Origin of the sequence: Kocuria sp. HSID17590 (assembly GCF_003989485.1) — a bacterium.
GTDB lineage: Bacteria > Actinomycetota > Actinomycetes > Actinomycetales > Micrococcaceae > Kocuria > Kocuria salsicia.
In genome coordinates, this window is sequence record NZ_RBMB01000009.1 from 24,786 (window position 1) to 43,518 (window position 18,733).

Sequence of the window (18,733 nt, forward strand, 5' to 3'; positions counted from 1 at the left end):
CGCGTCGCCGCCCGTCGCCACCGGTCACGACCGGTCGCTGCCGGGTCACTGCCCATCACGGCTGGTCACCGACCGTCACGGTGGGCGACGTCGCGTGACACGGGGCACACCCGCGCGAGACGATGGGCGGACCCGCCCGCGGGCCGTGCGCACGACGTCGTGCCCGGAACCCGGTGCGCGGAGCCCGCACGACCCCGAGGACGGCACCGCCATGGCACTCGACGTGATCTTCACGAACGGATCCATCCACACGCAGGACCCCGAGCACCCGGTGGTGCACGCGCTGGGGGTGCACGGCGAGAGGATCGTGAGCGTGGACGAGCAGCTGCCGCGCGAGACGTTCGCGCGCGTGGTGGACCTGGGCGGCGCCACGGTTGTCCCCGGCTTCCACGACGCGCACTGCCACCTGAGCCTGCTCGGCGAGGCGCTCGTGCAGGTGGACGTGAGCCCGCGCGCCGCACCCACCATGGCGGAGCTGCTGGAGCGGATCGGCGCCGCCGCGCGGGACGCGGAGCCGGGCGAGTGGGTCATGGGCCAGGGCTACGACCAGAACTACCTGGACGGCCACCACCCGCTGGCCGTGGAGCTGGACGCCGTGGCCCCGCAGAACCCGGTGTGGCTGTGGCACAACTCGCGCCACATGGCCGTGGCGAACTCGGCCGCGTTCGCGGTGGCCGGCTACCCGGGGCGCACCGGCTTCACCGTCCCGGAGGGTGGCCGTGTCCCGCTGGACGACGACGGCGCGGCGCAGGGCCTGCTCGAGGAGACTGCCCGCGCGCTGGTCTCGGACCACGTCCCCGCCAAGACCACGCGCGTGGTGGCGGAGCAGATCGGGGCCGCGAGCGACGTCGCCGTGGCCGCCGGAATCACGTCCATCACCGAGCCGGGGCTCGGGGCCCCCGCGCACCTGGGCCAGTCCCCCACGGACATCGCCGCCTACCAGCTCGCCCGGGACGAGGGGCTGCTGTGCGTGCGCGCCACCGTGATGCCCTACCTCACGACCCTGCACCCCGTGGACCCCACCGGGCTCACGGTGGCCGAGCCGTACCCGTACGAGGGCCAGGCGTTGGGGCTGGACCTCGGCATCCGCTCCGGGATGGGCGACGAGCGGCTGCGCATCGGCGCGGTCAAGGTGCTCTCGGACGGCTCGCTGATCGGGCGCTCGGCGCTGATGACGGTGGGCTACGAGCCGGAGACCTCCCCCGCCGACGGCGCCCAGCCCGCGGAGGGCGAGGCCCACTCCTGCGCCGCGGAGGAGAACCTCGGCTACCTGCAGTTCCCCCGCGAGTGGCTCGAGACCCGGCTCGTGGCCGCCCACGAGAACGGCTGGCAGCTGGCCGTCCACGCCATCGGCGACGGCGCCGTGGACGTGGTCCTGGACATCATCGAGGAGGCCCAGCGCCGGTTCCCGCGCGAGGACTGCCGCCACCGCATCGAGCACTTCGGCGTGGCCAGCGACGAGCAGGTGGCGCGGGCGGCGTCGCTCGGCGTGGTTCCCGTGCCGCAGGGCAGGTTCGTCAACGAGCTCGGCGACGGCATGGCCCGTGCGCTCGGGCCCGAGCGCACCCGGTTCTGCTACCGCATGAAGTCCCTGCTGGACGCCGGCATGACGGTGCCCGCGTCCACGGACGCCCCCATCGTGGACTACCCGCCGCTGTCCAACATCCACGACATGGTCAACCGCCGCACCGCCTCCGGGGCGGACTTCGTCCCCGAGGAGCGCATCACCGTGGACGAGGCGCTGCACGCCTACACCGTGGCCAGCGCGAAGGCTTCCCACCAGGAGCACGAGAAGGGCTCGCTGAGCACGGGCAGGCTCGCAGACTTCGTGGTGCTCTCCGAGGACATCTACGCGGTGGATCCCACGAGCATCAAGGACATCGGGGTCACCGCCACGGTGATCGGGGGCGAGGTGGTCCACGGGAGCCTGTGAGCGCACGCGCCGTCGACCGCTCCCGCCGTTGACCCATCACGGCTCGGGGCCCGTCCCGGACGGCCCGCAGGCCGTACGCGCCCGACGGCCCCCGTGCGAACCCGGCCGACCTCGACGGCGCGGCGGTAGGCTCACGGGACCACCGCCCGCGTGGCGCGGGTCACCCCGGCCACCCCGGGTGACCGGGACCGCGAGCGTCCCGGGCCTCCCCGCCAGGACACACAGGAGAAGACATGCCAGAGCAGTCCGCCGGCCACCTGATCGTCGAGTCCCTCGAGGCCCACGGCGTGGACCGCGTGTTCACCGTGCCCGGGGAGAGCTTCCTGGACGTGCTGGACGGGCTCCACGACTCGTCCGTGCAGAACGTGGTGTGCCGCCAGGAGGGCGGGGTGACCTACATGGCGGAGGCCCACGGCAAGTTGACCGGCCGCCCGGGCGTGGCCATGGTGACCCGCGGACCGGGCGCGTCCAACGCGTTCGTGGGCGTGCACCTCGCGTGGCAGGACTCCACTCCCCTGGTGCTCTTCGTGGGCCTGGTGCCCGTGGCGCACCGGGAGAAGGAGGCCTTCCAGGAGTTCGACCCCCACCAGTGGTTCGGCTCCCAGGCCAAGCGGGTGATGGTCCTGGACGACCCGGACCGGGCCTCCGAGTACGTGGCGGAGGCGTTCTTCGCCGCGAGCTCCGGGCGCCCCGGTCCCGTGGTGGTGGGACTGCCGGAGGACGTCATCACCCAGCGCACGGACGCCCCCGTGGTCCCGCCGCTGCCCGTGGCCGAGGGCGCGGTCTCCGCGGAGGATCTCGCGGAGCTGGCCGCCGCACTGGAGACGGCCGAAAGGCCTGCCATCATGCTCGGCGGACCGCGGTGGACCCCCGAGGCCGCCGCGCAGGTCAGCGGGTTCGCGGAGCGCCACGGCATCCCCGTGGTCTCCGACTGGCGCGCCGGGGACCGGATCCGCACCGACTCACCCGTGGCCGTGGGCGAGCTCGGCTACAGCCGCACCGAGGACTCCGTGCGCGTGCTGCGGGACGCGGACCTCCTGCTGGTGGTGGGCACCACCCTCTCCGACATCCCCACCGACGGCTTCACGCTGCGCCAGGAGCGCTCGGCCCGCAACTGGGTGGTCAACGTGGACGCCGCGCTGCGCCAGCACTCCGGTGCGGTGGCCCGCCACGTCCTGGCGAGCCCCGTGGCCTTCGGCCGCGCCGTCGCCGGACTGGACCTCGGCGAGCACCCCGATTGGACGGGCTGGCTGGAACCCGCCGCGAGCGCGCACCGCGAGCACATGCGGATCCCGTCGACCGCCGGGAACAACGCCCCCGGGACCGCGGACATGGAGCTGGTGGTCAAGGCTCTGCTGCCCCACCTGCCCGAGGACACCGCGGTGACCACCGGCTCCGGCAACCACACCGCGTGGGCTCAGCGCTACGTGCCCAAGGGCGGCTACCCGTGCCACTTCTCGGTGCGCAACGGGACCATGGGCTACTCCGTGCCGTCCGCCGTCGCCGTCTCCCTGGCCCAGCCCGAGCGCTTCGTGCTCTCGGTCTCCGGGGACGGCGAGTTCCTCATGAACTCGCAGGAGCTGGCCACCGCGGTGCAGTACGGCGCGCACCCGCTGATCGTGGTCGTGGACAACGGCCAGTACGGCACCATCCGCGCGCACCAGGAGCGCCACTATCCCGGCCGGGTCTCCGGCACGCAGCTGCGCAACCCGGACTTCGCCGCGGTGGCCCGCGGCTACGGCGCGTTCGGGGCGCGGCTGGAGCGCAACGAGGACATCGAGGGCGTCATTGCCGACGGCGTGCGCGCCGTCACCGAGGACCGGGTCCCGGCCGTGGTGCACGTGGTCGCGGACCCGGCGAAGCTGCTGCCCGGGATGTAGCTGTCCCCGCAACGGCGGCGTGCCGCGCCCCTCGGGTCCGCGGCGGCGTCGCCGTAGGGTGGTCCGTGACGATCGGTGGCCGCCAGCCGCTGCCGTGTTCGGCGCACCACGAGGAGTCCCACCATGCACCGCCTGTTCCACAACGCCACGGTCCACGCGATGAACCCGGCCACCGGCTGGACGCCCCAGGGCCAGTGGCAGTCCCACGAGATGGCGCACCCGGACGCCGTGCTGACCTCCGGGGACCGCATCCTCGCGGTGGGCGACTACCGCGAGCTGAAGGACCAGGCGCCGCTGGGCACGGAGCGCACGGACCTGGGCGGTGGGTTCGTGATGCCGGGCATGGGGGACGGCCACATCCACTCCGCCATGTACTCTCGCTCGCTCATCGAGCCGGACATGCGCCACTGCACGGACCTGGACTCCGCTCTGGCGGTCCTGCGCCCGTTCGTGGAGCGGGCCATGGCGGACGAGTCGATCACCTGGATCTTCGGCGGGCAGTGGAACATCAACGCGTGGACCACCTCCGAGCTGCCGGACCGCCGCGTGCTGGACACCGTGGCGCCGGACATCCCCGTGGCCCTGAGCTCCCTGGACCTGCACACCCTGTGGCTGAACTCGAAAGCCCTGCAGGAGCTCGGTCTGGACCGCACCGTCAAGGACCCGGACGGCGGCGAGTTCGAGCGCTACGAGGACGGCGAGCTCACGGGTGTGCTGCGCGAGGCCGCGGCCATCCCCATCCGGGACGGGCTCATGCAGTCGGACGTCTCCGGGGATATCGACAGCTACCTCCCCCTCGGGCAGCGCGAGCTGCTGGAGCGCGGCATCACGTCCATCCACGACATCGACGGCGTGGACTGTCTCCACGCCTACCGCAAGCTGCGCGAGCGCGGCGAGCTGGACATCCGCGTGCACAAGATCCTGCGCCAGGAGCAGATCCACGAGTTCATCCGCCGCGGGATCCGCACGGGCGCCGGTGACGAGTGGATCTCCATGGGTCCCCTCAAGCTCTTCGCGGACGGCGCCCTGGGCTCCCACACGTGCCACATGTCCGAGCCGTGGCCGGGCACCCAGGACCACGGGATGAGCGTCATGGAGCCCGAGGAGCTCGACCACTGGATCCACCTGGCCGCCGCGGCGGGAATCGCCTCGGCCGTGCACGCGATCGGGGACCAGGCCGCCACCGAGGCACTCGACGCGATCGCCACCACCCGTTCGATCTCCCGCGCCTTCGGGCTGCGCCACCGCATCGAGCACGCTCAGTACATCAAGCGCCGGGACGTCCCCCGGTTGCGGGAGCTCGGGGTCACGGCGTCCATGCAGCCCATGCACTGCACCTCGGACATGCCCATGAACGACTTCCTGGAGGGCCGGGACCTCGTGGCCTACGGCTGGAACAGCCTGCGCGAGGCCGGGGCGGAGCTCGTCTTCGGCTCGGACGCGCCCGTGGAGGACCCCAACCCGTTCCACGGCATCCACGCCGCGATCACCCGCACCCGCGACGGACTCCCCGAGGGTGGCTGGCAGCCCCACGAGACCATCACGCGCCCCGAGGCCGTGGACTACTACACCCACGCCGTGGCCCGCGCGTCCTACGAGGAGAACCTCAAGGGCTGCCTCGCCCCCGGGATGCTCGCGGACTTCATCTGCGTGGACCGGGACGTCTTCGCCGAGGACGCCCAGGCCGTGCGGGACACCGTGGTGCGCACCACCGTGGTGGGCGCCCAGATCCGCTACCAGCGCGAGGACTGAGGCGGGCGCGGCCACCGCGCCGGGCGGCGTCGTCCCGTTCGGCGCTGCGCCGGGTGGCGACGCCGCCCGCTCACGTCACGCGGCGACGTCGCCCGTGCACTGCACAGAACTGCACAGAGCGGCGTCGCCCGCCTGCCGCGCGCGGCGCGGTGCCGGACGTGGTCAGGCAGTCAGGCGCCCGTTAGAAGACGTCGCGCCCGCGCGCCGGCCGACTGTCAGCCACAGCGCCGGGCCGATGACGGGGGCCACCAGTATCAGCAGCAGCCACAGCAGCCGTTGAGCGGGCGTCCAGTGCCTGTTCTTCGCGAGAGTCCAGATCGCCACGACCCACAGGACGGCAGCGACCACCCCCAGGGCGAGCATGAACAGGTCGAACGGTGACGGAACGAGCGGGTTCATGGGGCCCTCCAGAGAGTGTGTCCGTGACGAGAGGCACTTTCTACAGCGCGATCGTCGTTGCGTCAGAGTACGACGGCGCCCCCGCATCCGTCACGGGTGCGGGGGCGACGTCGAGCGGGTGCCCTACTTCTTGCCGGGCGTGTGGATCAGCTTCTTGTTGGCGAACTCCTCGATGCCAAACGGGCCCAGCTCACGGCCCACGCCGGAGCGCTTGACGCCGCCGAAGGGCAGGTCCGGGGCCGTGCCGGTGACCGCGTTGACGAAGACCATGCCGGAGTCCACGCGCTGCGCGACCTCCAGGGCCGCGGCCTCGTCCGCGCCGAACACGGAACCGCCCAGGCCGAACGGCGAGGAGTTGGCGAGCTCCACGGCCTCGTCCACGTCCTTGACCTTGTAGACCACGGCCACGGGACCGAAGATCTCCTCCGCGTAGGCACGCATCTCAGGGGTGACGTCCGCGAGCAGGGTGGGCTCGATCCAGGCACCCGGCTTGTCCGGCTTGCCGCCGCCGGCAAGCACGGTGGCACCCTTGGCCACGGCGTCCTGGACCTGCTCCATGATCTCGTCCCGGGCACCCACGGTGCTCACCGGGCCCACGAAGGTCTTCTCATCCGTGGGGTCACCCGGGGTGAGGCCCTGCACGGCCTGCGCGAAGTTCTCCACGAACGTGTCGTAGGCGTCCTCCAGCACGATGAAGCGCTTGGAGTTCGTGCACGCCTGGCCGCTGTTGTTCATGCGGCCGGAGACCGCGTGCTTCACGGTGCGCTCCACGTTGGAGTTGTCCAGCACGATGAACGGGTCCGAACCGCCCAGCTCCAGCACCACCTTCTTGAGGTTCTTGCCGGCGGTGGCCGCGACGGACGCGCCGGCCCGCTCCGAACCGGTCAGGGACACCCCCTGCACCGCCGGGTCCGGGATGATGATCTCCGCGATCTGCTCGTTGGACGCGAACACGTTGATGTAGACGTCCTCGGGGAAGCCCGCCTCGTGGAAGAGCTGCTCCTGCACGAGCGCGGACTGCGGCACGTTGCCCGCGTGCTTGAGGATGACGGTGTTTCCCAGCATCACGTTCGGGGCGGCGAAACGGGCCACCTGGTAGTAGGGGAAGTTCCACGGCATGATGCCCAGCAGCACGCCCGTGGAGTCCAGCACCACGCGGGCCTCCCCGCCGGTGGACGGGGTGAGGGTGCGGCCCTTCATGAACTCCTCCGCGTTGTCCGCGTAGTAGTCGTAGATCGCGGCCACGATCTGCACCTCGCCGGCTGCCTGCTTGGCGGGCTTGCCCATCTCCAGCGTGATCAGCGCGGCCAGCTCGTCCTGGCGCTCGCGGTAGAGCTCGGCCATCCGGTGCATCATGGCGGCGCGCTCGGCCACCGGCACGGTGCGCCAGCTCTTGTACTCCTCGGCGGAGCGGGCGACGGCGTCGCGCACCTCCTGGTCCGAGGCGGTCTCGAATTCCTTGACGGTTTCCCCCGTGGCGGGGTTGATCGTTGCGTAAGCCATGGTGCCAGCGTATGCCGCGTCACACAGCTCCGACAGGGCGTTCACGCAGGGCGAGAGGTCGCACGTGTCACGAACGCGCGCGCCGCACCCGCGCTCCCGCCGCACCGGCACAATGGTGCGACCAGCGCCGCAGAGCCCGGGAGGGACCCCATGACACCAGAGCACGCACCGGCCGGGAACGAGCCCGGGTTCAAGAAGGTGCTCGGGCGCCTCGACGCCATCGCCCTGGGCGTGGGAGCCATGATCGGCTTCGGCTGGGTCGTGCTCACCGGGGGCTGGCTCGACGACGCCGGGACCCTGGGCGCGGTGCTCGCCATGCTCGCCGGCGGCGCGATCATGGCCGTCGTGGGCCTCGTCTACGGCGAACTCGTCGCGGCCATGCCCGCGGCCGGGGGCGAGCACAACTACCTGCTGCGCGGCATGGGTGCCCGGTGGGCTTTCATCGGCTCGTGGGGGATCACGGTCGGGTACATCACGATCGTCGCGTTTGAGGCCGTGGCCGTGCCCCGCACGGTGGAGTACATCTTCCCTGACCTGAGCCACGTGCCCCTGTGGACCATTGCCGGATTCGAGGTCAACCTCACCTGGGCCCTGGTGGGCGCGCTGAGCGCCGTCGTCATCACCTGGATCAACCTGCGCGGTGTGAAGCAGGCGTCCACCGTGCAGATCTTCGTGATCATCTTCCTGGGGATCGTGGGGCTCCTGATGGTCTTCGGCGCCGTGACCCGCGGCTCCGAGCAGAACATGGAGCCGTTCTTCCACAACGGCGTCTCCGGGTTCTTCCTGGTGCTCGTCGTCGTGCCGTTCCTGTTCGTGGGCTTCGACGTGATCCCCCAGGTCTCCGAGGAGATGCACCTGCCGCCGCGCAAGCTCGGCGGGACGATCGTGACCTCCGTGCTGATCGCGACCGTCTGGTACGCCATGGTCATCCTCACCACGTCCTCCGCGATGAGCGCCGAGGACCTGGCTGGCGCGGACATCGCCGTGGCAGACGCGTTCGGCTCGCTCTTCCACTCCGAGGTGATGGCCAACGTGCTGCTCGCGGGCGGTCTCGCGGGGATCCTGACCTCCTGGAACTCGCTGCTCATGGGCGCCTCCCGCCTGCTGTGGGCACTGGGCAACTCCCGGATGCTGCCGCACTGGTTCGCCAAGCTGCACCCCCGCTACGGCACGCCGTCGAACGCCCTGCTGTTCGTGGGCGCGCTCTCGTTCATCGCGCCGTTCTTCGGCACCGAGATGCTCGGCTGGCTCGTGGACTCGGGCTCGCCGTCGATCGTCGTGGCCTATCTACTCGTCTCGGTCGTGTTCGTGCTGCTGCGCCGGCGCGAGCCGCAGATGGAACGCCCGTACCGAATCGGCGGCAGGGGTCACGGCGGCACGGCCATCGGCGTCCTCTCGGTGGTGCTGTGCCTGGGACTCGCCGTGCTGTACCTGCCCGGGATGCCCGCCGGACTCGGCGTGGCACCGTACGTGATCTTCTGCCTGTGGTGGGTCCTGGGGCTGCTCTTCATGCTGCGCATCCCCCGCGGCATCACCCCCGGGGAGGACGCCGAGCACCGTCTCGTGCAGGCCGTCGAGTCACGCAGGCGCGAACGCTGAACTGCCCCTTGCCCCCGGGCATACGATGGACTGGAAGGACTCTGTCCGCACATCCCCGCGAGCGCACGTGAACGAGCCGCGCGCGGACTCTGAAAGGAACGAGATTTGAGCATCAAGGACAAGGTGTCGGAAGTTCTCGACGCCACTCCCAAGGGACTGCTGATCAACGGTGAGTGGCGTGACGCCTCGGACGGCGGCACGTTCGACGTCGAGAACCCGGCGACCGGGGAGATCCTGGCCACGCTCGCCTCGGCCACCGAGGAGGACTCGCGTGCGGCCATGGACGCCGTCGCGAACGCCCAGGAGTCCTGGGCCCGCACGAGCACCCGCGAGCGCTCCGAGATCCTGCGCCGCGCCTTCGACCTGGTCCAGGAGCACAAGGAGGACCTCGCGCTGCTGATGACCCTGGAGATGGGCAAGCCGCTGAAGGAGGCCCAGGGCGAGGTGGTCTACGGCGGCGAGTTCCTGCGCTGGTTCTCCGAGGAGGCCGTGCGCCACTACGGCCGCTACGCGTCCACGCCCGAGGGCAACCTCAAGATGTTCGTGTCCCACAAGCCCGTGGGCCCGTGCCTGCTGATCACCCCGTGGAACTTCCCGCTGGCCATGGCCACCCGCAAGGTGGCACCCGCCGTGGCCGCGGGCTGCACCATGATCCTCAAGCCCGCGCGCCTGACCCCGTTGACCTCCCAGCTCTTCGCCAAGCTCATGATCGAGGCGGGGATCCCCGCGGGCGTGCTGAACGTGGTGTCCTCCAAGTCCGCGTCCAACGTCTCGGATCCGATCATGGCGGACCCGCGCCTGCGCAAGGTGTCCTTCACGGGCTCCACCCCGGTGGGCAAACAGCTCATGAAGACCGCCACGGACCACGTGCTGCGCACCTCCATGGAGCTGGGTGGCAACGGCCCGTTCATCGTGTTCGAGGACGCGGACCTGGACAAGGCCGTGGAGGGCGCCATGGCCGCGAAGATGCGCAACATGGGCGAGGCGTGCACCGCCGCAAACCGCTTCCTGGTGCACGAGTCCGTGGCCGAGGAGTTCTCGCAGAAGTTCGCGGCCAAGCTCAAGGCGCTCAAGCCCGGCAACGGCCTGGACCAGGACTCCACCGTGGGCCCCATGGTGGAGAAGAAGGCCCTGGACTCGGTCAACGAGTTCGTCCAGGACGCACTCGAGAAGGGCGCGAGCGCCGTCGTGGGCGGCAAGCCCGTGGACGGGCCCGGCTACTTCTTCGAGCCCACCCTGCTCACCGGCGTGAGCGAGGAATGCCGCGTGTTCCAGGAGGAGATCTTCGGTCCCGTGGCGCCCGTGACCACCTTCACGGACGAGGACGACGCCGTGCGCCTGGCCAACATGACCGAGTACGGCCTGGCCTCCTACGTGTTCACCGAGGACATCTCCCGTGCGCTGCGCATCGGCGAGCGCATCGAGTACGGCCTGCTGGGCCTGAACGTGGGCGTGATCTCCAACGCGGCGGCACCGTTCGGCGGTGTGAAGGAGTCCGGCGTGGGCCGCGAGGGCGGCGCCGAGGGCATCGCCGAGTACACCACCGTGCAGTACATGGGCATGCCCTCCCCCTGGGCCTGATCCCCGCACCGGATTCCGCGGGCCCGATCCGCCCGCACCGCATCCCGCGGCGCAGCGCCGCGCACGGCACGAAAGGACCATCAGAGATGGCAGAGATCGAGTACCGGCTTCCGCAGAAGCGCGAGCTGGTGACCAGCATTCCCGGCCCGAAGTCCCAGGCACTGGCCGAGCGCCGCGCGCAGACCGTCGCGGCCGGCGTCGCCTCCTCCCTGCCCGTCTTCGCGGACGAGCTGGACGGCGGCGTGATCAAGGACGTGGACGGCAACCAGATGGTGGACCTGGGCTCCGGCATCGCCGTGACGTCCGTGGGCGCCTCCAACCCCAAGGTGGTGGCGCGCGTCCAGGACGCGGTGGCCAGGTTCACCCACACGTGCTTCATGGTCACCCCGTACGAGGACTACGTGGCCGTGGGGGAGAAGATGGCGCAGCTGACCCCCGGGTCCTTCGACAAGCGCACCGCGCTGTTCACCTCGGGCTCCGAGGCCGTGGAGAACGCCGTGAAGATCGCGCGCGTGCACACCAAGCGCCAGGCCGTCGTGGTGTTCGACCACGCCTACCACGGGCGCACCAACCTCACCATGGCCATGACCGCCAAGGTGATGCCGTACAAGCAGGGCTTCGGGCCGTTCGCCAACGAGGTCTACCGAGTGCCCATGTCCTACCCGTTCCGCGACCCCGAGGGCATGACCGGTGCCGAGGCCGCGAAGCGCGCACTGACCATGGTCGAGAAGCAGGTGGGCGCGGAGAACGTGGCCGCCGTGGTCATTGAGCCCATCCAGGGCGAGGGCGGGTTCATCGTCCCGGCCGAGGGCTTCCTCCCGGCGCTGTCCACGTGGTGCCAGGACAACGGCGCCGTGTTCGTGGCGGACGAGGTGCAGGCGGGCATCGCGCGCACCGGCGCGTGGTTCGCGTCCGAGCACGAGGGCGTGGAGCCGGACCTCGTGACCTTCGCCAAGGGCATTGCCGGCGGCATGCCGCTGTCCGGCGTGGTGGGCCGCGCCGAGATCATGGACGCCGTGCACCCCGGCGGCCTGGGCGGCACCTACGGCGGCAACCCCGTGGCCTGCGCGGCCGCGCTGGGCGCCCTGGAGACCATCGAGGACTGGAACCTCGTGGACCGCGCGCTGGAGATCGAGTCGATCATCAAGGAGGAGCTCGGCTCCCTCGCCGATTCCTCGCCGATCGTGGGCGAGCTGCGCGGGCGCGGCGCGATGATCGCGCTGGAGTTCGTGAAGCCCGGTTCCAAGGACCCGAACCCGGAGGCGGCCAAGCAGATCGCGGCCACGTGCCTCGAGCAGGGCGTGGCCATCCTGACCTGCGGCACGTACGGCAACATCGTGCGCCTGCTGCCCCCGCTGGTCATCGACTTCGACCTGCTGCGCGACGGCCTGCGCGTCTTCGCCAAGGCCATCGAGGAGGCCGGCACCTGATCCGCGGCACCCTGTGACGCGAGCATGACGCACGGGCGGGCGGGAACCGGGCAACCGGTCCCCGCCTGCCCGTCTCTCGTCCGCGGGGCGGCCCGCTCGCCCCAGGATCTTTCCCCGGACCTCTCCCCGGGACCAGCAGCCCACCCCACCGCACAGGAGATCCCCGTTGGCCCACTTCCCCACCCTCACCGACACCCTGGCCGCCCTGCACACCGGGGAGACCACGAGCGAGCGGCTGACCGCGCGCGCCCTGGAACGCATCGACGCCCTGAACGAGCACCTCGGGGCGTTCGTCCACGTAGACCGCGACGGCGCCCTGGACCGCGCCCGCGCCGCGGACCGTGTGCTGGCGGGCGCGTCCGGGACGTCACCGGTGCCCACCCTGCTCGGGGTGCCCACGGCACTCAAGGACGGGCACGACGTCGCCGGCATGCCCACCTCCTGGGGCAGCCTGGCCTCACGGGACGAGGACGGGAACGTGCCGCCCGCCGAGCGGTCCGACGAGCTGGCCACGACGCTCGAGGACGCCGGCGCGGTGCTCCTCGGCAAGACGCAGGTGCCCGAGTTCCTGCTCAACAGCTATTCCGAGAATCGCATGTATCCGCCGGCCCGGAATCCGTTCGCCCTGGACTGCACGCCCGGCGGATCCTCCGGGGGCCAGGCGGCCGCGGTCGCGGCGGGGATCCTGCCGGGTGCGATCGGCTCGGACGGCGGCGGCTCCGTGCGCATCCCCGCCGCCGCGTGCGGTCTCATCGGGCTGAAGCCCAACCGCGGGCGGGTGCCCAGCAGCGACGCGCTGTCCAACGTCGGGCAGCTGGGTGTGAACGGGCCGCTTGCCCGCACCGCCGAGGATGCCGCCCTGCTCATGGACGTGCTGTGCCACACCCCAGGCCGCAACCGGATCCCGCGACCCGTGGCGGCCGTGCCGGAGAACTCCTTCCGCGACGTCGTCCGCGCCGCCCACCGCGGGGATGCTCCCTGGGGCGAGCGGCCCCTGCGGATCGGCGTGACCACGCAGTCCCCGTTCGACGGCACCTACGACGTGCAGGTCTCCCCCGAGGCGCGCACCGCCCTGGACCGCGGCGTGCGGCAGCTCGAGGACCTCGGGCACACGGTGGAGGCCGTGGATCTCGATTTCGATCCCGCCTACCCGGAGGCGTTCTCCGCTCTGTGGACCACCGCGATGGGCCAGCTGCGCCTGGACGGCCGGGAGCACCTGCTCACTGGACTCGCAGGCACCTTCCGAGCCCGCGCCCTGCAGCGCGGGGCCGTGGAGCTCGCGGACGCCGTGGCCGTGCTGCGCGGCATCGAGGCGAGCCTGATCCAGCGCTTCTCGGACCTGGACATGATCCTGACCCCCGCGCTGGCCATGCCGCCCCGGCCCGTCGGGTGGTTCCACGAGGGGTACGACATCGCGGACCCCGCCGGGGCGGACCAGGACTACGAGCGCCAGTGCCGGTACACGCCGTGGACGTCCGTGGTGAACGTGGTGGGGCTGCCCGCCGTCACTTACCCCACCACGTGGGCCGTTCCCGCCTCGGGCGACTACCCCGGGCCCGTGCCCATGGGCGCCCAGCTGATCGGCAGGCCGTCCTCGGAGGCCTCGCTGCTCGCGCTCGTGGCCCAGCTGGACCCGGCGACGACGCCGCACGCGCGCCTCGTCGCCTGACGGAACGCGGATTCGGGACTAGGTTGGTGCCATGACCAACCGTGCGGGCACCGTCGCCCTACCCAGTGACCTCGTGGACATCGACCAGCTCCTGGCCGCGTACTTCGACCGCGTCCCGGACGCGGGCGATCCGGACCAGCGCGTGGTGTTCGGCACCTCCGGGCACCGCGGGTCCTCGCTGAAGACCTCGTTCAACGAGAACCACATTGCAGCGATCACCCAGGCGATCGTGGAGTACCGCACGGCGCAGGGCATCACCGGGCCCCTGTTCATGGGCAAGGACACGCACGCGCTGTCCGGGCCCGCGCAGGACACCGCGCTGCAGGTGCTCGCCGCCAACGGTGTGCGCACCCTGCTGGACTCCCGTGACGGCTTCACCCCCACCCCGGCGCTGTCCCACGCGATCCTCACGTACAACGGCGAGGGCCACGAGGACCGGGCGGACGGCATCGTCATCACCCCGTCCCACAACCCGCCCACGGACGGCGGCTTCAAGTACAACCCCCCGCACGGCGGCCCCGCGGACACGGACGCCACCGAGTGGATCGCCAACCGCGCCAACGACCTCATCGCGGCGGGCCTCGACGGTGTGAAGCGGGTGCCCCTGGAGGAGGCCGCCGCGGCGGAGACCACGGGGACCTTCGACTTCCTGGACAGCTACGTGTCCGCGCTGCCGCAGATCATCGACCTCGACGCCATCAAGGAGTCCGGGCTGCACATCGGCGCGGACCCCATGGGCTCCGCCTCCGTGGCGTACTGGGAGGAAATTGGCCGGCGCTTCGGCCTGAACCTCGACGTGGTGAACCCCACCGTTGACCCCCAGTGGGCGTTCATGACCCTGGACTGGGACGAGAAGATCCGCATGGACTGCTCCTCCCCGTTCGCCATGGCGTCCCTGATCGGCAACCGGGACCGGTACGACATCGCCACGGGCAACGACGCCGACAGCGACCGCCACGGCATCGTCACCCCGGACGCCGGGCTGATGAACCCCAACCACTACCTCGCGGTGGCCATCGACTACCTCTACCGCAACCGCGGGGGCTGGCGAGAGGACGCCGGGGTGGGCAAGACCCTGGTCTCCTCCTCGATCATCGACCGCGTCGCCGAGTCCCTGGGGCGGCGGCTGGACGAGGTGCCGGTGGGCTTCAAGTGGTTCGTCCCCGGTCTGCTGGACGGCTCCATCGGCTTCGGCGGCGAGGAGTCCGCCGGTGCGTCCTTCCTGCGGATGGACGGCTCCGCGTGGACCACGGACAAGGACGGCATCATCATGGCGCTGCTCGCCGCGGAGATCACCGCCCGCACCGGCAAGACGCCGTCCCAGCGCTACCGCGAGCTCACCGAGCAGTTCGGCGACCCCGTCTACCAGCGCATCGACGCCCCCGCGAACCGTGAGCAGAAGGCCGCGCTGAAGAAGCTCTCCCCCGAGCAGGTCACGGCGGACACGCTGGCTGGCGAGCCCATCACCGCCAAGCTCACGGAGGCACCCGGCAACGGTGCACCCGTGGGCGGGCTCAAGGTCACCACCGAGAACGCGTGGTTCGCCGCCCGGCCCTCCGGCACGGAGGACGTCTACAAGATCTACGCCGAGTCCTTCAAGGGCGAGGAGCACCTCAAGCGCGTGCAGCAGGAGGCCAAGGCGCTCGTGGACTCCGTGATCGGCTGATCCACCTCGTGTCACCCGGCACGGGGCCGTCGTGCAGGACCTTGTCCCGCGCGGCGGCCCCGCGGCGTCGTCGGCCCCGGATGGTGCAGACGACGCCGCGCTAGCGGACCGGGTCCTGCGGGTCCCACGCCCGGGCGTAGAAGTGCGCGGAGCGCGAGTCCAGGAGATCGGCATAGTCGGCGGGGTCCATGCTCTGGGCCGAGTTCTCGGGCGCGTCCTCGCGACGCACGGAGACGCCGAGGCCCGCCGAGCCGTCCTGCAGGCTCAGACCGGCCGCCTCGAGCAGCGTGGGGAACATGCTCAGCTGGTCCGCGCCCGCGCGCAGGGGCGTGCTCGCGTCCTCGCCCGGAATCCACACGCGGTTGAAGATCGTGCGGTTCGGGTGGTGGTCCAGCTGCTCGTGGAACGCGTCCCCGGCGCTCATGTGCTTGAGGTGGTCTCCCATGACCACCACGGCGGTGTCCTGGAGATATCCCTGGGACTTCATGTAGTCCACGAAGCCCGCCACCTGGGTCATGGAGCACGCGAAGACGGACGTGACCTCGTTCTCGGTGTCCACGTCGCACGAGTCGTACACGTGCACCGGTTCGTGGGTGTCCAGGGTCAGCATGGAGAGGTTGAAGGGCTGGCCGGTGCGCTCGGCGTCCGCGTGCAGGCGGTCGATCTCGTCCCGGGCGTTGGCGAGTAGGCGCTCGTCACTGAGCCCCCAGTCCCCACGGAAGTTCTCCGGCGACTCCCCGGCGGCACGCCAGTCCTCGAGGCCCTTGTCCACGGTGTAGCCGTGGCTCTGCAGGAACGTGTCCTTGCCGGCGAAGGAGGAGTTCGCCCCGCCCAGGAAAGCGTTCGTGTAGCCGTGGTCCTGCAGGACGTCCCCCAGGCACGTGAGACCGCCCAGGTACTGGTCCATGCCGGCGCCGATGTCGCTCGCGCTCACTCCCGTGCCGGAGGTCTTCAGGGGAACCCCGCACTGCGTGGACGCCAGGCCGGCCATGGTCCACCCGCCGCCCTCGTACTGCTGGAAGTTCTCGACGCTGCGCCAGCCCGCCTCCGGGGAGGTCGCCTTCTCGAGGCTCGCGAAGGCGTCCTTCTCGAAGAGCTGGTCGTCCGCGAGGGTCGCCTCACCGGACTCGAGGTAGATGACCACCAGGTTGCGCTTGCCGGAGTCGTCGGTGACCGTGGGCTGCACGTAGCGCTCGCCCACGTCGTGGGCCGAGGTGGCGGACTTGACGTACTGGCGCAGGCTCACGGCGGACGCGAAGGTCGCCGAGCCGGTGAGGACCACCGCCGCCACCGCGAGGGCCGACGCCGAGCGCACGGCCACCCGGGACGTGGAGGTCTGCCGGGTGCGCTGTTCCCTGCGGCGCCACAGCCGCAGCGCCACCGCAATGCCCACCGTCAGCAGCACGGGCAGCACCCCGATCACCAGCACCGAGACCCACACGACGGAGCCTCCCCCGCCGTCGGTCTGCACCGCCACGAGGTTCATGAACATCTGGCCCACGGAGATCTGACCCCAGTAGTGCCGGATGACGGCCGCCGCCGCGAATAGGGCGAAACCCGCCCAGACCAGCAGGTAGATCACACCGTGGACCAGCAGCCCGCCCATCCGTCTGCTCGCGCGAAGCCATCGCTCGGGCATCTCCCGCACCTCGTGTTCCTCCGTCGTCCGGCGCCGTCCCGCGGCCCCGCAGGCGCTGTCATCCCGTGATGCCGGGCGCAACCTCCATGTCAAAGACTGTTCAAGCCTAGGACACATTGCCGTCAGGTGATATTCACCGCGCGGAGGTGTTCGTCACCCGGGAGCGCACACGGCACTGACGTCGTGCGTCGTGGGTTCCGCGCGTCAGAGGTTCCGCGCGGCTGTGACGTCGTGTGACGGGGGTGGCACCCCGGGCTGCGGCGGCGCGCCGTGCCCCTCGCTGCGCGCTGCCGATCCCTGCGCCCCTCTTTGCCCCCGACCGGGCACCCCGGTGCATCATGGAGGGTCCCCACCGACTCTCCGCGAAAGGTTCCCGTGTCCGAGACCCGGCCCAGCACCGCACCCGACCACATCGCCAGCAGCACGGGCACCAGCACCGGCGGCAAGCCCCTCGAAGTCCGGGCGGGGCACCACGAGCTGGTCATCCGTGGCCGGTACGAGACGCTGTCGATCGTCAACGACATCCTGATCGGTGTCATCTTCGTGGTCGGCTCGTTCCTGTTCTTCAGCGACTCGACCGCCTACACCGCCACGTGGCTCTTCGTGGTGGGCAGCGTGCTCATGCTCATCCGCCCGAGCATCCGCATCACCCGTCGCGTGCACCTGCAGCGGATCTCACCCCAGAATCCCCCGGAGAACTCCCGGGACTTCTGAGGTCCGCGCCGCCGGGCGCCCTGGGGTTGGCCCGGGGTCTGGTTCAGTGGCGCCTGGTTCAGCGGCACCTGCCTCAGCGGGGTCCGTCCACGCGGTGGACCCACACAGCCTCGGCCACCAGGATGCCCAGGTCCGTGTCCTGCGCGGCCTCCCGCACGGCGTCGTCGACGACGACGCCGCGGCCCCGCTGCCCCGCGCGCGGCACCACGTGCACCCGCACGGTTCCGGGATCCGTCCGCTCGCCGGAGACCCGGAGCACGGAACCGGGGCCGATGCCCGCGCGGCTGAGCACCCGCAGCGTCTCCGGGTCCTCGTCCGAGACCCGCGCGACCCGCGCGTGCGCCGGGCCAGCCACGTCCGGGAGGGGAACCGCCGGGGGTGGGGTGACCGCGCCGTCGGGCGAGGGAATGGTGTCCCCGTGGGGGTCTGTGCGCGGGTGCCCGAGCTTGGCGTCCAGACCGTCGATGAAACGGTCGGTGACGGCGTGCTCCAGGACCTCCGCCTCGTCGTGCACCTCGTCCCACGTGTACCCCAGCTCGGTGGCGAGGAACATCTCCAGGATCCGGTGCCTGCGCACCATGTGCACGGCCACCGCGCGGCCCTGCTCCGTCAGCTCCACGACACCGTAGGCGGGCCGCGTCACCAGCCCCTGTGCGGTCAGCTTCTTCAGCGCCTCGGAGACGGTTGACGCAGCCAGCCCCATCCGCGCCGCGAGTGACGTGGTGGTGACCCGCTCGGGCTCCCACTCGCCCAGGCGCCAGATGGTCTTCAGGTAGTCCTGGGTGACGGAGCTCAGTTCGGCGGGGTGCACGGGTTCAGGGTACCGAGCCGGCGCGCGTCGCGCCCCGGCTCGTGGCCGACGGTCCCGCGCGCACGGCTCCAGCCCATGTGCGCCGGGCCCGCCCAGGCCGCTGGCACTCGCAGTCTCGCGTGCCGTCCCAGCCCTGGCTGCTGCGGGTCCGGCTCGC

At 71.2% G+C, this 18,733-nt stretch carries 13 protein-coding genes; 9 read left to right on the forward strand and 4 right to left on the reverse strand.

The window, feature by feature from the left end:
* Nucleotides 1–211 precede the first annotated feature (211 nt).
* The 3 genes from D8M39_RS04630 to D8M39_RS04640 all read left to right on the forward strand — a co-directional run bounded on the left by D8M39_RS04630 (nt 212) and on the right by D8M39_RS04640 (nt 5,565).
* Nucleotides 212–1,933, forward strand: coding sequence for an amidohydrolase (locus D8M39_RS04630; RefSeq protein ID WP_126874518.1), 1,722 nt, complete (start codon nt 212–214; stop codon nt 1,931–1,933).
* A 233-nt stretch (nt 1,934–2,166) separates the two neighbouring features.
* Nucleotides 2,167–3,813 (forward strand): thiamine pyrophosphate-dependent enzyme, encoded by a 1,647-nt coding sequence (locus tag D8M39_RS04635; protein ID WP_055085935.1) that lies wholly within the window; start codon nt 2,167–2,169, stop codon nt 3,811–3,813.
* Between the two features lie 123 nt (nt 3,814–3,936).
* On the forward strand, nt 3,937–5,565 hold the full coding sequence (locus D8M39_RS04640; protein ID WP_055085933.1) for an amidohydrolase: 1,629 nt from the start codon (nt 3,937–3,939) through the stop codon (nt 5,563–5,565).
* A 162-nt stretch (nt 5,566–5,727) separates the two neighbouring features.
* Here D8M39_RS04640 and D8M39_RS04645 read toward each other — a convergent pair whose 3' ends face one another.
* Both D8M39_RS04645 and D8M39_RS04650 read right to left on the reverse strand, forming a co-directional pair.
* Complete coding sequence (locus D8M39_RS04645) at nt 5,728–5,964, reverse strand: PLDc N-terminal domain-containing protein (protein WP_055085932.1); 237 nt, start codon at nt 5,962–5,964, stop codon at nt 5,728–5,730.
* 123 nt (nt 5,965–6,087) lie between these two features.
* Complete coding sequence (locus D8M39_RS04650; protein WP_126874519.1) at nt 6,088–7,467, reverse strand: NAD-dependent succinate-semialdehyde dehydrogenase; 1,380 nt, start codon at nt 7,465–7,467, stop codon at nt 6,088–6,090.
* 150 nt (nt 7,468–7,617) lie between these two features.
* On the opposite strand from D8M39_RS04650, the gene D8M39_RS04655 reads away from it, so the two are divergent.
* From D8M39_RS04655 to pgm, 5 genes are all read left to right on the forward strand, one after another.
* Nucleotides 7,618–9,066 carry an APC family permease gene (locus D8M39_RS04655; protein WP_126874520.1) on the forward strand — a complete coding sequence of 483 codons (1,449 nt, stop codon included), beginning with the start codon at nt 7,618–7,620 and terminating at the stop codon, nt 9,064–9,066.
* 105 nt (nt 9,067–9,171) lie between these two features.
* Nucleotides 9,172–10,647 carry an NAD-dependent succinate-semialdehyde dehydrogenase gene (locus D8M39_RS04660; RefSeq protein ID WP_126874521.1) on the forward strand — a complete coding sequence of 492 codons (1,476 nt, stop codon included), beginning with the start codon at nt 9,172–9,174 and terminating at the stop codon, nt 10,645–10,647.
* 86 nt (nt 10,648–10,733) lie between these two features.
* Nucleotides 10,734–12,077, forward strand: coding sequence for a 4-aminobutyrate--2-oxoglutarate transaminase (gabT, locus tag D8M39_RS04665; RefSeq protein ID WP_126874522.1), 1,344 nt, complete (start codon nt 10,734–10,736; stop codon nt 12,075–12,077).
* Between the two features lie 166 nt (nt 12,078–12,243).
* Complete coding sequence (locus tag D8M39_RS04670; protein ID WP_055084808.1) at nt 12,244–13,746, forward strand: amidase; 1,503 nt, start codon at nt 12,244–12,246, stop codon at nt 13,744–13,746.
* A gap of 31 nt (nt 13,747–13,777) precedes the next feature.
* Nucleotides 13,778–15,412: a phosphoglucomutase (alpha-D-glucose-1,6-bisphosphate-dependent) gene (gene pgm / locus D8M39_RS04675; RefSeq protein ID WP_094393487.1), complete on the forward strand. Its 1,635-nt coding sequence runs from the start codon at nt 13,778–13,780 to the stop codon at nt 15,410–15,412.
* 100 nt (nt 15,413–15,512) lie between these two features.
* Here the strand turns inward: pgm and D8M39_RS04680 are convergent, their stop codons facing one another.
* Nucleotides 15,513–17,051: an LTA synthase family protein gene (locus tag D8M39_RS04680; RefSeq protein WP_126874523.1), complete on the reverse strand. Its 1,539-nt coding sequence runs from the start codon at nt 17,049–17,051 to the stop codon at nt 15,513–15,515.
* A 375-nt stretch (nt 17,052–17,426) separates the two neighbouring features.
* Here D8M39_RS04680 and D8M39_RS04685 point away from each other — a divergent pair, with 375 nt between their 5' ends.
* Nucleotides 17,427–17,765 carry a YrhK family protein gene (locus D8M39_RS04685; RefSeq protein ID WP_309598354.1) on the forward strand — a complete coding sequence of 113 codons (339 nt, stop codon included), beginning with the start codon at nt 17,427–17,429 and terminating at the stop codon, nt 17,763–17,765.
* A gap of 73 nt (nt 17,766–17,838) precedes the next feature.
* Here D8M39_RS04685 and D8M39_RS13140 read toward each other — a convergent pair whose 3' ends face one another.
* Nucleotides 17,839–18,576, reverse strand: coding sequence for a metal-dependent transcriptional regulator (locus D8M39_RS13140; protein ID WP_126874524.1), 738 nt, complete (start codon nt 18,574–18,576; stop codon nt 17,839–17,841).
* Nucleotides 18,577–18,733 lie beyond the last annotated feature (157 nt).

What these genes read in the sequence shown, in the direction of transcription:
- pgm (WP_094393487.1), top strand. Translation starts at nt 13,778, where the DNA reads ATGACCAACCGTGCGGGCACCGTCGCCCTACCCAGTGACCTCGTGGAC.
- D8M39_RS04640 (WP_055085933.1), top strand. Translation starts at nt 3,937, where the DNA reads ATGCACCGCCTGTTCCACAACGCCACGGTCCACGCGATGAACCCGGCC.
- D8M39_RS04655 (WP_126874520.1), top strand. Translation starts at nt 7,618, where the DNA reads ATGACACCAGAGCACGCACCGGCCGGGAACGAGCCCGGGTTCAAGAAG.
- D8M39_RS04680 (WP_126874523.1), bottom strand. Translation starts at nt 17,051, where the DNA reads ATGCCCGAGCGATGGCTTCGCGCGAGCAGACGGATGGGCGGGCTGCTG.
- D8M39_RS04630 (WP_126874518.1), top strand. Translation starts at nt 212, where the DNA reads ATGGCACTCGACGTGATCTTCACGAACGGATCCATCCACACGCAGGAC.
- D8M39_RS04635 (WP_055085935.1), top strand. Translation starts at nt 2,167, where the DNA reads ATGCCAGAGCAGTCCGCCGGCCACCTGATCGTCGAGTCCCTCGAGGCC.
- D8M39_RS04650 (WP_126874519.1), bottom strand. Translation starts at nt 7,467, where the DNA reads ATGGCTTACGCAACGATCAACCCCGCCACGGGGGAAACCGTCAAGGAA.
- D8M39_RS04645 (WP_055085932.1), bottom strand. Translation starts at nt 5,964, where the DNA reads ATGAACCCGCTCGTTCCGTCACCGTTCGACCTGTTCATGCTCGCCCTG.
- gabT (WP_126874522.1), top strand. Translation starts at nt 10,734, where the DNA reads ATGGCAGAGATCGAGTACCGGCTTCCGCAGAAGCGCGAGCTGGTGACC.